General features: G+C 49.2%; 11 protein-coding genes. 8 read left to right on the forward strand and 3 right to left on the reverse strand.

Annotated elements, in window-relative coordinates:
- The 4 genes from fusA to NZ772_03350 form a co-directional block, all read left to right on the forward strand.
- Positions 1-1,807: elongation factor G (fusA, locus tag NZ772_03335; GenBank protein ID MCS6812593.1), on the forward strand; the 1,807-nt coding region annotated here is incomplete at its 5' end.
- Positions 1,808-1,831: 24 nt separating this feature from the next.
- Positions 1,832-3,061, forward strand: coding sequence for an elongation factor Tu (tuf, locus tag NZ772_03340; protein ID MCS6812594.1), 1,230 nt, complete (start codon positions 1,832-1,834; stop codon positions 3,059-3,061).
- 141 nt (positions 3,062-3,202) lie between these two features.
- Positions 3,203-3,520, forward strand: coding sequence for a 30S ribosomal protein S10 (gene rpsJ, locus NZ772_03345; GenBank protein ID MCS6812595.1), 318 nt, complete (start codon positions 3,203-3,205; stop codon positions 3,518-3,520).
- Positions 3,521-3,702: 182 nt separating this feature from the next.
- A complete protein-coding gene (locus NZ772_03350; protein ID MCS6812596.1) occupies positions 3,703-4,365 on the forward strand; it encodes an LON peptidase substrate-binding domain-containing protein in 663 nt (220 codons plus the stop codon).
- A 33-nt stretch (positions 4,366-4,398) separates the two neighbouring features.
- Here the strand turns inward: NZ772_03350 and NZ772_03355 are convergent, their stop codons facing one another.
- The gene (locus NZ772_03355; protein ID MCS6812597.1) at positions 4,399-8,877 is read right to left on the reverse strand and encodes a CHAT domain-containing protein; all 4,479 of its coding nucleotides are present in this window, start codon (positions 8,875-8,877) and stop codon (positions 4,399-4,401) included.
- A gap of 165 nt (positions 8,878-9,042) precedes the next feature.
- On the opposite strand from NZ772_03355, the gene NZ772_03360 reads away from it, so the two are divergent.
- The 4 genes from NZ772_03360 to NZ772_03375 all read left to right on the forward strand — a co-directional run bounded on the left by NZ772_03360 (position 9,043) and on the right by NZ772_03375 (position 13,358).
- Complete coding sequence (locus NZ772_03360) at positions 9,043-9,774, forward strand: ABC transporter ATP-binding protein (GenBank protein MCS6812598.1); 732 nt, start codon at positions 9,043-9,045, stop codon at positions 9,772-9,774.
- A 221-nt stretch (positions 9,775-9,995) separates the two neighbouring features.
- Entirely contained in the window at positions 9,996-12,227 is a 2,232-nt protein-coding gene (locus NZ772_03365; protein MCS6812599.1) for a glycoside hydrolase, read from the forward strand.
- Between the two features lie 16 nt (positions 12,228-12,243).
- The gene (locus NZ772_03370; GenBank protein MCS6812600.1) at positions 12,244-12,675 is read left to right on the forward strand and encodes an aspartate 1-decarboxylase; all 432 of its coding nucleotides are present in this window, start codon (positions 12,244-12,246) and stop codon (positions 12,673-12,675) included.
- Between the two features lie 23 nt (positions 12,676-12,698).
- Positions 12,699-13,358, forward strand: coding sequence for a response regulator (locus NZ772_03375; GenBank protein ID MCS6812601.1), 660 nt, complete (start codon positions 12,699-12,701; stop codon positions 13,356-13,358).
- Positions 13,359-13,419: 61 nt separating this feature from the next.
- Here NZ772_03375 and NZ772_03380 read toward each other — a convergent pair whose 3' ends face one another.
- Positions 13,420-14,292 (reverse strand): S-methyl-5'-thioadenosine phosphorylase, encoded by an 873-nt coding sequence (locus NZ772_03380; protein MCS6812602.1) that lies wholly within the window; start codon positions 14,290-14,292, stop codon positions 13,420-13,422.
- A gap of 6 nt (positions 14,293-14,298) precedes the next feature.
- Positions 14,299-14,596, reverse strand: a 298-nt coding sequence (locus NZ772_03385) for a hypothetical protein (GenBank protein ID MCS6812603.1), incomplete at its 5' end; no start/stop codon positions are given.

Genomic DNA, 14,596 nt, shown 5'->3' on the forward strand with positions numbered 1-14,596 from the left:
TGAAGTCGAGCGTTCCATGCGTGTGTTGGATGGTGTAATTACTGTTCTTTGCTCTGTTGGCGGTGTGCAACCTCAGACTGAAACAGTATGGCGACAAGCAGATCGTTACAAGGTGCCTCGCATTATTTTTGTGAACAAGATGGATCGTTCTGGTGCTAACTTCTTCAAGGTTTATAACCAGGTTCGCGATCGGTTGCGCGCTAACGCTGTGCCTATTCAGGTTCCTATTGGTAGTGAAGATGCCTTCAAGGGAATTGTTGATCTGGTGCGGATGCGTGCCTATGTATACACCAATGACCTAGGGACAGACATTCAGGAGACAGCGATTCCTGATGATGTGATGGCAGAGGCTGAAGAGTATCGCACTAAGCTAGTGGAAGCTGTGTCTGAAACAGACGAAGCCCTCCTAGAAAAATACTTCGCTGAAGAGCCATTGACCGAGGATGAAATTCGCACTGCTCTGCGTAAGGCAACGATCGCAGGCACGATTGTTCCCATGTTATGCGGTTCTGCTTTTAAGAATAAGGGTGTCCAGAGTCTTCTGGATGCTGTCATCGACTACCTACCTGCGCCGATCGATATTCCCGCTATTCAGGGAACTTTACCCGATGGAACTGTCGCTGATCGCTCCCCCGATGATGATCAACCCTTCTCGGCGTTGGCCTTCAAGATCATGTCTGATCCATTTGGTCGTCTAACATTTGTGCGTGTCTATTCCGGTGTCTTGGAAAAGGGTACCTACGTCCTAAACTCTACCAAGGGTAAGAAAGAGCGTATTTCTAGGCTTATTGTTTTGAAAGCTGATGAGCGGATTGAAGTTGATGAGCTACGCGCAGGTGACCTTGGCGCGGTTCTGGGATTGAAAGATACCTTCACAGGAGACACGCTCTGTGATGAAGCGGCTCCGATTATCCTAGAGTCTCTATTTATTCCAGAGCCAGTTATTTCCGTCGCGGTTGAACCAAAAACCAAGCAGGATATGGAAAAGCTTTCCAAAGCCCTCCAAGCCCTGTCTGAGGAGGATCCTACCTTCCGGGTTAATGTAGATCCTGAAACTAATCAGACTGTGATCGCGGGTATGGGCGAACTGCATTTGGACATCCTGGTCGATCGCATGAAACGGGAATTCAAGGTCGAAGCTAACGTTGGTGCACCTCAGGTTGCTTATCGCGAAACTATTCGTAAACCTGTTCGTGCTGAGGGTAAATTCGTCCGCCAGAGCGGTGGTAAGGGCCAGTATGGTCATGTTGTTATCGAAGTAGAACCAGGCGAACCTGGAAGCGGCTTTGAGTTTGTCTCCAAGATTGTTGGTGGTGCCGTTCCCAAGGAATACATTGCTCCGGCTGAGAGTGGTATGCGGGAAGCTTGTGAATCAGGGGTTCTAGCTGGCTATCCAGTAATCGACCTTAAGGTTACTCTCGTTGATGGTTCGTACCACGAAGTTGACTCTTCAGAAATGGCCTTCAAGATTGCTGGTTCCATGGCAATCAAAGATGCCGTTTTGAAGGCTTCACCCGTTCTACTGGAGCCTATGATGAAAGTTGAAGTTGAAGTCCCTGAGGATTTCATCGGTAACGTGATTGGTGACTTGAACTCTCGCCGAGGTCAAATTGAGGGACAGGACACCGATCAGGGAATCGCCAAGGTTATTGCAAAAGTGCCATTGGCGGAGATGTTCGGCTATGCTACTGATATCCGGTCTAAGACCCAGGGTCGGGGCATATTTTCGATGGAGTTCAAAGACTACGACGAGGTGCCTCGCAACGTAGCAGAAGCCATCATTGCTAAAAGTAAAGGGAACGCATAACTAGTGAAGAGGAAGTAGTGATTCATGGCACGCGCAAAGTTTGAACGTAACAAACCCCACATCAACATTGGAACCATTGGTCACGTTGACCACGGTAAAACCACGCTGACTGCAGCTATCACCATGACCTTGGCAGCACTTGGTCAGGCACAGGCCAAGAAGTATGACGAGATTGATGCAGCTCCCGAAGAGAAAGCGCGGGGTATCACCATCAACACTGCTCACGTGGAGTATGAGACGGAGAAGCGTCACTATGCCCATGTGGACTGCCCTGGTCACGCTGACTATGTGAAAAACATGATCACTGGTGCAGCTCAAATGGACGGAGCCATTCTGGTAGTTGCTGCAACAGATGGACCTATGCCACAGACGAAGGAGCATATCCTCTTGGCTCGTCAGGTAGGCGTTCCTAGTATGGTTGTTTTCCTGAATAAGGTTGACCAGATGGATGATGAGGAACTGCTGGAGCTAGTGGAACTTGAGCTGCGTGAGTTGTTATCATCCTATGACTTCCCTGGTGATGAAATTCCTATCATCAAAGGGTCAGGTTTGATGGCTCTGGAAGCAATGATGGCGAATCCTAAGACTCAACGTGGTGAAAACGAATGGGTGGATAAAATCTATGAGCTGATGGATGCCGTAGATTCTTACATCCCGACTCCTGAACGTGACATCGATAAGCCATTTTTGATGGCAGTTGAGGATGTATTCTCAATTACTGGTCGTGGCACCGTAGCAACTGGTCGAATTGAACGGGGCAAGGTCAAGATTGGTGATGAAGTTGAAATGGTTGGCATTCGCGATACTGCGAAGACGACTGTGACTGGAATTGAAATGTTCAAGAAGTCTCTGGATGAGGGCATAGCTGGCGATAACGCTGGTTTGCTACTGCGTGGCTTGAAGAAGGAGGACATTGAGCGAGGTATGGTTCTGGCAAAGCCCGGCTCAATTACTCCTCATACTGAGTTCGAGGGCGAGGTCTATGTTCTGACTGATAAGGAGGGTGGTCGGAAAACTCCGTTCTTTGCTGGTTATCGTCCTCAGTTTTATGTACGGACAACTGATGTAACAGGCACCATTAAGGCGTTTACTGCCGACGACGGTAGCGCAGCAGAGATGGTTATGCCTGGTGACCGGGTTAAGATGACTGTTGAGCTGATCAGCCCGATCGCCATCGAACAAGGAATGCGGTTTGCAATTCGCGAAGGCGGCCGGACGATCGGAGCTGGTGTTGTCAGTAAAATCCTGAAGTAACTCGGCAGCTATTGTTGGAGGCAGAGCTACTTATTAGCTTAGTGGCCCTGCCTTAACTGTATTAGTGTGTGTTTTACTAAGCTATGTAGAACCTTGACAACTTGTGAAGTTCATTCCAGTAGAGTTTAGTGAGCTAGAAATATGGCTACGATTCAGCAGCAAAAGATTCGGATTCGCTTGAAGGCTTTCGATCGAGCCTTATTGGATACATCTTGTGAAAAGATTGTGGATACCGCCAACCGCACTAACGCCACTGCCATTGGCCCTATTCCCCTTCCTACTCGGCGCAGAGTCTATTGTGTACTGCGCTCGCCCCATGTGGACAAGGACTCTCGTGAGCATTTTGAAAGTCGTACCCATCATCGTTTAATTGATATTTATCAGCCATCGTCCAAAACCATCGATGCTCTGATGAAGCTCGATCTGCCCGCAGGTGTTGATATTGAGGTTAAACTCTAACTTGGTTGCCAGCCACTGCGCCGGTTCGTGTTTATAGTCAATGTAATTGGGGTAGCTGGTTTTGACCAATTTTGATTGTTTCTTAGTATCAGAAGCGCTATATTCAAACCATTAGTAGCAATCATTGATAGATTTATAGTCTATTTGCTTTACCTCGTTAGCATCGTTTAGTGTTGACATTGATGGCAATGATATCTTCTTCAATAGCTGTTCGTGAGCTGCCTTTGTTTCCATTGCCAGACCTAGTGTTATTCCCAGGTAGGCCGTTGCCGCTACACATTTTTGAGTATCGCTACCGGATTATGATGAATACAATCTTGGAGAGCGATCGACGTTTCGGAGTCCTAATGTGGGATTCAGCCACTGAACGTGTAGCTTCGATTGGATGTTGTGCAGAAATTATTCAACATCATCGTCTCAGTGATGGCAGGATGAAGATGCTGACCCTGGGTCAACAGCGGTTCCGGGTACTAGAGTACGTCCGAGAAAAGCCCTATTATGTCGGTCTTGTGCAGTGGATCGAAGATGAGCCACCAGAGACTGATTTACGGGAAAAGGCTGTTGAAGTTAAGAAACTGCTTGAGGATGTCGTACACTTGTCAGCCAAATTAACTGATGAGGATATTGAACTGCCCGATGGCATTCCAGATTTACCCTTGGAGTTGTCCTATTGGATTGCTAGCAATCTTTATCGTGCTCCTAGTGAGCAGCAAGCACTGCTAGAAATGCAGAGTACGCAAGAGCGTTTAGAGCGAGAGGCAGATATATTAATGACAACTCGGAATAACCTAGCGGCACGATCGGCACTGAAAGATGCGTTTTCGGATAACACAGAGACACGTTAGGGTTTCTCAGAGGGCTGTTTTGTTAGCAACCCATCACCAAGGGCTACCAACCATAGTAAAGCCTGCCCAGTAGTAGGGATGCGATAAGTCAGTGGTGGCCATGCGTTGAGCGAGATCTGGTGGTAATTCAACAATGCCTCGATTACTCACTAACTTGCCATCCTCTGGGCGGCCCTTGCCTGAGATCATGGCTAATTGTGCTCGCCGCAGTGCTTCTGCCTTGATGGTTACCTCTGGATGGGCTAATTCTCGATAAAACTCACTCATCAGCGTCATAGTTCCTTCGTCGCTGACGTACCATAAGCTTGCTAGCACGGATTTTACGCCTGCTTGTACTGCTAGCCCTGCAAAGCCTAGCTCAGTATTCCGGTCACCGATCGCAGTACGGCAAGCACTCAAGATCAATAATTCCACAGGCGGATTATTCAAGCCTAGCTGCCGCATTTGGTTAGTTTGCAGGCGTGTATCCCAAAACTGAATAAACGCCTCATCGGCACTAAACTGAGCATGGGTTGCTAGGTGAACAATGCCGAAAGGGATATTATTGCGCTCTGCTATCAGGTTAGCGCGGGTAAATCCCTGATTGAGAAAGGTACGTCCTCGCCAGAAAGTTTCTACTACTTGAAGTTCGATTGGTACCGCAGGTAGGGGATTGAACTCTCGGAATGTAGAGGCTCCCATCCCTAGAACCTGCAAGCGCTTGATGTCTTGGTACCGAGTATCAGTAAGGTTAAAGCTTGGTGTTAGAGCTAGACTATAGTCCTGAATCAAGTAATTTTTGCCGTCATGTAAGGCAGCAATTGGCAGTGTCCGCAGTCCCTCATCCATGGAAAACACCAAGGTGTCAATCTTCCGCCGTTGGAGTTCATCTTTTAACGGTGCAACTAGCCATTGGTAGAGCTGTTGTGCAGGAGCTAAGTAGTCATCGCTACTGCTATCCGTAATGCTACCTCGCAGGAGTAAGACCATCTCGTTGACTTGACCACGGTTAACAGAACTCCGGATACGAACAGGTTTGCCTGTAGGGGTAACCATGACAAGCTCTAAGAGATCATTAGTGCTGGTTGGGGGGGTTTGGGCTGTGGAAAGCGATCGTAGTGATTGTAGTGATGGCAACGTCTGCTGGTTAAATAGCCAGTTAACACCAACCGCTGTATCAGCAGGCAGGGACTTGGGCTGAGGAGTAGCATCCATGGCAGCAGGTGTCTGAGGCTTGGACCTATCTGCCTCCAGAAAACTGAAGTCAGCTCGAAACTTGTCTTCCGCTGCGGGTAAGTTAGCGTCTGTAGCTGAGGTATTAGAAGAACCAGATGCTGAAGTGGCTAGACTAGGCAAGAAGCTCACGTAAATGATAGCGGGCGTTTTGCCCGTGGATCGCTGAAGGCGCTGTAGAGCTTGAGGAGCTGATTCAAAGATTGGGAACTGGACGTCGTTTTCAACCACGGGTTGCTTGGTCGTCTCATACTGATTAGGACTATTGTCTTCAGTTGTTGAGAGACTGATGGTTTCAGGGGGTAGTAAACCAGTGGTAATCAGGCTGATATTGCCCTGGGTATAGGTCTGAGGAAATGTGCCAGAAGCGATCGTGTTGGTAGCGCCCGATGTAATTGCAGCCACAGTGCCGTTACTACTGCTTTGCCCTACAACAAACGGAGTCGTACTGCCGCCAGCATGACGAATGGTAATCGAGCCGCCACTGCCTCCTCCAGCCGTAGAAATGCTAGCAATAGTACTATTTTGGTCGGTGAAGCTTCCCGTTGCCCGGAAAAATCGGTTCGTTGTGATCTCGATCGTACCTCCAGCACTCCTCAGTCCTCCCTGGGCATTAATGTAGGTAACTTGAATATCACCACTAGGATCAAGGGTGACATTTCCCCCTCTACCACCTGTACTACTGGTGTCGATCGCCTCCGTCGTAATACTGGTATTTGCCTGAATTGTCAGCGCTCCCCCTTGAGTGGCAATATTTCCTGTAGTGACATTGCCATCAGTGCTGGTAAGGGTTATATCCCCTCCCGATGTAGTTAAATCCAAAGCCGTAATGACAATATCTTGAGTACTAATGGCATTAATGCTGCGAGCGGTAATCTGCGGATTATCGCTAGTCATGCTGATTCCCCGTACCCCTGGGTTTGATTTCGCTAAGAATGTTACATTCCCATCGGAAGCATCAATAGTACCTAGCATCAAGATGGCTGCACTGTCACTACTAGTACTGTTAGTGTTACCACTGATAGTAATCTGGCCTCCCAATTCACTAAAAGCCACCTGCCCTGCAACGCCAATTTCCACGCCCCTAGCAAAGACTCCCTCGCCAGCCGTAGTGCCTCTCAAGCTAATATTGTCGGCTCTCACGGTGCCACTGACTAAAATACCTGTACGACCACTGCTGTTGTCGTTAGCCCCCACTAATGTGATCGTACCGCTGGCACTACTAGCCGTACCCTGAATCTCAATTCCATTGCTTTGGGCAGCACTAGTACCCACTAGAGAAATAGACCCCGTACCAGATGATAGTTGGCTACCAAAACCCAGAACAATGGCAGGTGCTGTGCTGTTGGGGTTAGTATTGCTGCCAACCAGAGTAATAGTTCCCGCCCCTGTAGAAATCTGCGTGGACGCACCTTGAATGTCAATACCGCTGGTGCCAATTCCGCTCAGGGGGCTGGTTCCCCGTAGAGTGATAGAGCCACTCCTACTATTGAGTCTTGCTCCATTAGTCAGCAAGATACCGCTGGTTGCACTTGGAGTTATTGCCTCACCAGCAGCAAAGCCTGTGGTAGGGTCAGTACCACCGCTAAGCAGAATGTTGCCGCCATTAGTGCTGATATTGCCGCCGTTGAGAACGATTGCCCCAGCGCCATTCCCATCACGATCGGCATTAAAGGTCACATTCAACTGATTCGGTGTCACTAGATTGCCGTCTTGGATAGTGCCACTGAAAGTAATAGTATTGTTTGCGCGTAGGGTTAAGGTTCGTGCTGGGATGCCATCGTAGTCAAGAAATACCCCCACATCCCAAGTAATGTTGTTACTAGCCTCTAAAATCAGGTCAGTTGTCAGCAAAATAGCTGCAATGTACTCTGTACCGATACTCTGGGTGCCCACGTCTTCAGTGATTGCCCACAATCCATCGGCTGCATTACCAGCCGGAAAGCAACCATTCACAATATTGATATCAGTGGGGTCAAGGAGCAAAGTACCCGCTTGACCATTGGTCGCTTGGGTGTCCACCTGTCCCGCAAAGGTCAGGCTCCTTTTCCCTGATACTTCCACGAACCCGCCATCTCCAGCTATTGACCCACCCCTAGCCGTGATTGTCCCGAAAAAGCTAGTAGTGTTATCTGCCCAAATCACAACATTCCCACCAGACCCAGTGTTCAGGGCATCAGCATGGATCGTGGTCTTGGTATCCCCATAGCTGTAGAGTGCGTTCGGCACTTGTCCATTGCCCTGAAATCCTCCGCCTACCAAAACTGTGCCACCGCTATGCTCACCAGAAGCGTTGATGGTAGCAGATAATAGTCCGACTTGATTGCCTGATACCTGTACAGTTCCTCCTTGTCCCGACGACAAGAGGGAGCCTAGGGGTGGGGATTGCGAGACGTTGATTGCGCCAGAGATGATGGTTGTCCCAGCCTGTTGAGGAACGATAGTATTGCTCGCCGTCAATCGCACTGTGCCATCAGCATTTACTGTCAGCCCTGTTGCTTGGGAAGAAAACCCGCTGCTAGTGAGCAATTCAGGCAATGATACTAGGGATGTTGACACAACTCCACTGCCAATCTGTGTAGGGTCAATCTCTAAGCTCAGCAGACTGCCAGGTTGAGAAATTCTCACTAGGGACGAGTTAGGAACTGACAGGACAGAAACAGTGCCACCAGGGGCAGAGAGGGTGCCTGTATTCATGACCAGGCCCCCGACTAAACTAAGGGATTGTCCAGAAGCAACGGCCAGATTGCCCGCATTTACTATGGATGATGGCGTAAAGGGATAAGCGGGCGAGGAAACGAGAAAACTAGTGGGATTGCCAAGTAAGGTGCTGTAGTTGGTTGTTCCATAGGCAGGAAACCATGCTCCCATGCCTCCATGCCTCCACTCCCCGAACCCAATACTAGTAGCTGTGGTGGCGGTAAAACTAGCGGGCACATCAAGGCTAGCATTGGGGCCAAAGATGATCCCCGCTGGATTCATGAGGTAAAGGTTAGGGTTGCCACCAGTGACCTGGAGTAGGCCGTTGATGACTGAAGGATAACCACCAACAACACGACTGAGGATGTTATGCAGGTCGGGAGTTGCTAGAAACGTAGCGGTTTGATTGGCATCGAGGCCAAATTGCTGGAAACTATGGAAGAGGTTGGCTCCAACTTGGGCACCACCAGTAATAGTGAATTGATTATCGTTGGAGGTAACGATCGTTCCAGTGCCATCGCTAGCAGGGATTACAGGTTGGGCTAGGGCAGGACAAGCTACCAGCCAACAAGAAGCTGGCACCAGCACATAGCTAAGCATGATGTTGGTTATAAGGGTATGGATAAGCAATATGTGAGGTGGTTCCACTACAACTCCGGCACAATAATCTTTATTAATCTTTATTAGTCGTTGGCATTCTGCTGAGGGCTATCATAAGGGTCATCTCATTGGGAAATGCAATCGTTAAGAATCCTACATAAACCTATGGCTACTCCCTTGCTAACGATTCATGACCTCTGTGTTAGCTATGGCGGCATTCAAGCCTTGCAAACCATTAACCTTGTGGTCAATCTTGGTGAGGTAGTAACCCTGATTGGTGCTAACGGGGCGGGCAAGAGTACGGTTTTGCGATCGATTTCCCAAGTTGTTAAGCCAGTCAGTGGCAGTATCCAGTACGACGGCGTGGAATTAACCCGCTATCGGCCTGACCAAGTTGTAGCTATGGGGATTGCTCACTGTCCTGAGGGGCGACGCATCCTCGCCAAGCAGACTGTTCTTGACAATTTAATCCTGGGTGCCTACTGCCACTATAGCTCGAACCCATTTGTGCTTGACAAACGCATTCAAGCTGATATTGAGCAGCAATGGCAACGGTTTCCTAGGCTTGCTGAACGCCGTCACCAGCTAGCAGGCACCCTCAGCGGCGGAGAGCAGCAGATGTTGGCCATTGCCCGGGCACTGATGAGTCGCCCTAAGTTATTGCTGTTGGACGAACCTAGCTTGGGATTGGCACCTGCAATCATCAAAGAGATTTTTGTTACGATACAAGCCTTGCGCGACAGTGGTGTAACCCTCTTGCTGGTGGAGCAAAACGCTCAGTTGGCGCTACAGATCGCCGATCATGGCTATGTGTTGGAGGCCGGTAGTCTAACCCTGGAAGGAACTGGTGCCAATTTGCTCACGAACGATCGTGTTAAACAAGCTTATCTAGGCTAGCTCTAATTAGTCACATCCCCTTGTAGCGGAAGTTAGAACAATCCCAGCAGGTGATTCTTTCTGGGGAGTAGCCCAAACTGTAACCTGTTCTCTTTCACCTCTTGATGTCAGCAAAGCCAACTATTTCTGAGTAAAACAAGTCATCGTGACCATCGGCAAATAACGGTAAGCTGGTAGAGTTGCTGATAGCCGATCGCCACCCTTGACCTATCCATTGACCTATGTCTTATCCTCTCTACGTTGCTTTTATTTGGCATCAACATCAACCGCTATACAAATCCAGGGTCGTTGGTTCCTATCGTCTGCCTTGGGTACGTTTACATGGCACTAAAGATTATCTAGACCTAATTTTATTGCTGGAACAATTCCCCGCCTTGCATCAGACCGTCAACCTAGTTCCGTCCCTCATGCTGCAACTAGAAGACTATGCGGCTGGAACAGCCACTGATCCCTACTTGGATCTGATGCTGACCTCTACAGAACAGCTAACATTAGAACAAAAGCAATTCATAATTCAATATTTCTTTGATGCCAATCACCACAATCTCATTGATCCCCACCCTCGCTATGCGGAACTGTATTACCAGCGGCAAGATATGGGATCTGCCTGGTGTTTAGAACATTGGCAGTTATCAGAGTATGATGACTTGCTAGCTTGGCATAACTTGGCATGGTTTGATCCCCTGTTTTGGGGGGATGCTGACATTGCCCGTTGGCTTGAGCAGGGCAAAGGCTTTACCCTCGACGATCGTCGTCAGATGGCGTTAAAACAGCGGGAAATTCTCCAGCAGATCATTCCCAAGCATCGGGCTATGCAGGAGTCTGGACAATTGGAAATCACAACGACTCCCTACACTCATCCAATTTTGCCGCTATTGGCTGATACCAATGCAGGGCGGGTCGCTGTGCCAGCGATGCGCTTACCTCAAGAACGGTTTCAATGGGAAGAGGATATTCCTCGTCATCTGCGCAAAGCTTGGGAAATGTATGTTGAACGCTTTGGTTGCTCACCTAGAGGACTGTGGCCCTCTGAACAGTCTGTGAGTCCTGCTATTTTGCCCTACGTTGCCCAACAGGGCTTCCAGTGGCTCTGTTCCGACGAAGGTGTGTTGGGATGGACAATCAAGCACTTTTTCCATCGTGACAGCGCAGGTAACGTGCTTAACCCAGATTTACTCTATCGTCCCTATCGCTTAGCCACACCCCACGGTGATCTAGCGATCGTCTTTCGAGATCATCGCCTCTCGGATTTGATTGGTTTCACCTACGGCAGCATGGATCCTGATCGAGCAGCAACTGACCTCATAGGGCACCTAGAAGCTATTTCCCACGCGCTTATCCAACAGCAAGACGAGGAAACCACTACCCTGGAGCAGCCCTGGTTAGTCACGATCGCCCTCGATGGCGAAAACTGCTGGGAACTCTATGTCCAAGATGGCAAGCTCTTTTTAGAGAGCCTTTATCAGCGCTTGAGTGACCACGACGGTATCAAGTTGGTAACTGTTTCTGAATTTTTGGCTCAATTTCCTCCCACAGAAGCATTACCTGCTGACAAGCTCCACAGTGGCTCCTGGATTGATGCCAACTTCACCACTTGGATTGGGGATCCAGCCAAAAATCGTGCTTGGGATTTGCTGAGTGCAGCGCGCAAGACCTTGGCAGCCCATCCTGAAGCCACAGAAACTAGCAATCCTGAAGCTTGGGAAGCCCTGTATGCAGCAGAAGGCTCCGATTGGTTTTGGTGGTTCGGGGAAGGCCACTCATCTAACCAAGATGCCATGTTTGATCAGCTCTTCCGGGAACATTTGTGTGCCATTTATCAGGCATTGGGTGAGCCTGTACCAGAGGAACTGTATCAACCTGTAGAGGAACACCTTGCAAAAGATACTCGCCGTCCAGAGGGTTACATTCATCCAGTTATTGATGGTCGGGGTGATGAGCAGGATTGGGATCACGCTGGGCGCATTGAAATTGGCGGAGCACAGGGTACCATGCATCGTAGCAGCGCTGTTCAGCGTCTGTGGTATGGTGTTGACCACTTGAATTTCTATCTGCGACTTGATTTCATGGCGGGCATTCGTCCTGGGATGGATTGTCCGCCCGAACTCAATCTATTTTGGTTCTACCCTGAGCAGACGCTAGTGACCAGCCCTATGCATTTGGCGGATTTGCCTGAGCAGGCTCCTCTCAACTATCGGTTTCATAACCATGTTCGGGTGAATCTCCGTAATCAGGCAGTATGGCTATATGAGGCGATCGACTACAACCAGTGGAAATCTCGCTCTCATCAGATTCAGTGTTGTCTGGATCAGTGTTTAGAAATTGCTGTGCCCTGGACAGACCTGCCAACTGAGCCAGCTTGGGGCCTGAATCTACTGCTAGTATTCTCCGACAGTGGTTGCTATAGTTACTATCTACCAGAAACGGAGCTGATATCCCTACTTGTACCCTGAGGCAAAGGAGTGAGTGATGCAACGCACCCTGCTGTTAGCAAAGATCCACAACTGTATTCTGACTGCCGCTAATATAGATTACATGGGTAGCATTAGTGTGGATCAACAGTTGCTAGATATCTCAGGGATCCTACCCTATGAGCAGGTGCAAGTTGTCAATATTACTAATGGTGCTCGACTGATTACTTACGTAATTCCAGCGCCAGCAGGGTCAGGAGCGATCGAACTCAATGGTGCAGCGGCACGGTTGGGAGTAGTTGGCGATCGCTTGATTATTATGGCCTACGGGCAATTCAGTCCAGAGGAGGCTCAGGTGCATCAGCCCACGGTTGTATTTGTTGATCAACACAATCGCCCACTTCAGTATTCGGGGAAGAAGGCGCTGGAGTTGTATCATCAAACTACGGCAAACCATCCGGTTTACGCTACTAGTCGTTCGGAAGAGTAACTTCGAGTCACCCCAAAGTTCCCATGGCAGCGTATAAGATTTTAATTGTTGATGACAGCAAAGCGATTCGTCTACAGGTGCGCGATATGCTTCCCCCTGGCAATTTTGAAGTCTCGGAAGCTAAGGATGGCATTGAAGCCTTAGACCTGATTCGCCAAGACGTTCCCCATCTGATGTTGCTTGACTTTTTCATGCCTCGGATGAATGGCTGGGAGGTTTTATTGCGGATCCAGCATCAACCAGAGTGGCAATTGATTCCGATCGTGGTCATGACAGGACGGCGAGAAGAAGCAGAAGCAAAAGTGCCAGAGATGTTTCGCCACTTTGAGTTTATTGAAAAACCCTTTGATCAACGCACCTTGATTTCAGCCGTGCGATCGGCCATGAGTAAGGCTAAGCAGCGCCAATCGATCGCGGGCACTCTCTCCACACCAGGAACAACTTCATCGCCCTCATCCCCAAAAGCTACTGAAACCCCACATGTCTCCGCAGTTCCACCTGCAACTCCCCATCTAGCAAATGCTACACCTCAGTCTACTCATGTTACACCTGATGTAGTCACCGCTCTGCAAGCAGAAATCACTACCCTCAAAGAGCAAAATGCCAGACTGCAAGCCGATTTTGAAGTCTTGCGCCTGCAGGTGACTCAGTTAGCATCCTATGTGAAGCAAAAACTCTCCTGAGCTGTTGCTAACTCAACCTGTCGTCAACTTAACCACGTGCTAACGACGCTGTTGCTCCGTACTAGCGGTACTTTTTCAACAGTGGCGCTAACTTCTCAAGAGTCGCTGTAGGTACTTGCTCTAAGGGAGTTAGAATTGCATGTTTCAAGGCACTATGGGCACTAGATAGGGGCGGGTCTTGGCTCAGCCGACGCACAGTAGCTTGGATTACCTGTTGGGCATTGGCCGCATTGCGATGCAGGTTATCAATAACCATCTCGACTGTGACACTATCGTGGTTAGGGTGCCAGCAATCGTAGTCTGTGACCAATGCTAAGGTTGCATAGGCAATCTCCGCTTCACGTGCCAACTTGGCCTCTTGTAGGTTAGTCATACCAATGATATCAGCTCCCCAACTGCGATACAGGTGTGACTCAGCCCTAGTCGAAAAAGCAGGGCCTTCCATGCAGATGTAGGTTCCACCTTGATGCAGAGTAACGTCAGGGAGATTAAGGCTTGTGACTGTCTCGGCTAATACTTTAGCTAGGTCAAGGCAAATGGGATCGCCAAAGGCAATGTGAGCCACCAGTCCATCACCAAAAAAGGTAGAAGCACGAGCATAGGTACGATCGATAAACTGATGGGGAATCACCATATCCAAGGGTTTAATCTCTGCTTTCAGGGAACCAACTGCCGATGCAGAAAGCAGATATTCCACCCCCAAGCATTTCAGGGCATAAATATTAGCCCGAAAGGGAATTTCGCTGGGCAACAGGTGATGGTGCCGCCCATGCCTAGCCAGGAACACCACAGTCTCACCTTCCAGCGTACCCACCACTAACACATCAGACGGTCGCCCAAAGGGAGTTTCCATCTCGATTTCTTGGACATTTTTGAGGGCATCCATCCTGTAGAGGCCACTGCCACCAATGATGCCAATGCGTGCAGTTGTCATGGGTATCTACGTTAGTGATTCCAACGGCTCTAGGATAACTTGAGGCTGAGTGCCCTGGGTACCATTTTGCGCAACGTCGAGTGTTGGCGAGGTTGCTAGAGGGCTACCATTAGCTATATTGGAAACCGATGGTTCGATCGGTTGGCGAGCCTTGACAAGGCTAATGGCGCGGTCAACACTTTCTGGCAGGATTACCACTAACGAACCGCTGGGAGCTTGGTCTAGGGCCGTATTGATGGCTGAGGTTTCATCTAAAATCGACTCATAGCGACAACCAGTGGCAGCAGCGAGGATGCCCTCAAGA

This window comes from Cyanobacteriota bacterium, assembly GCA_025054735.1.
GTDB lineage: Bacteria > Cyanobacteriota > Cyanobacteriia > SKYG9 > SKYG9 > SKYG9.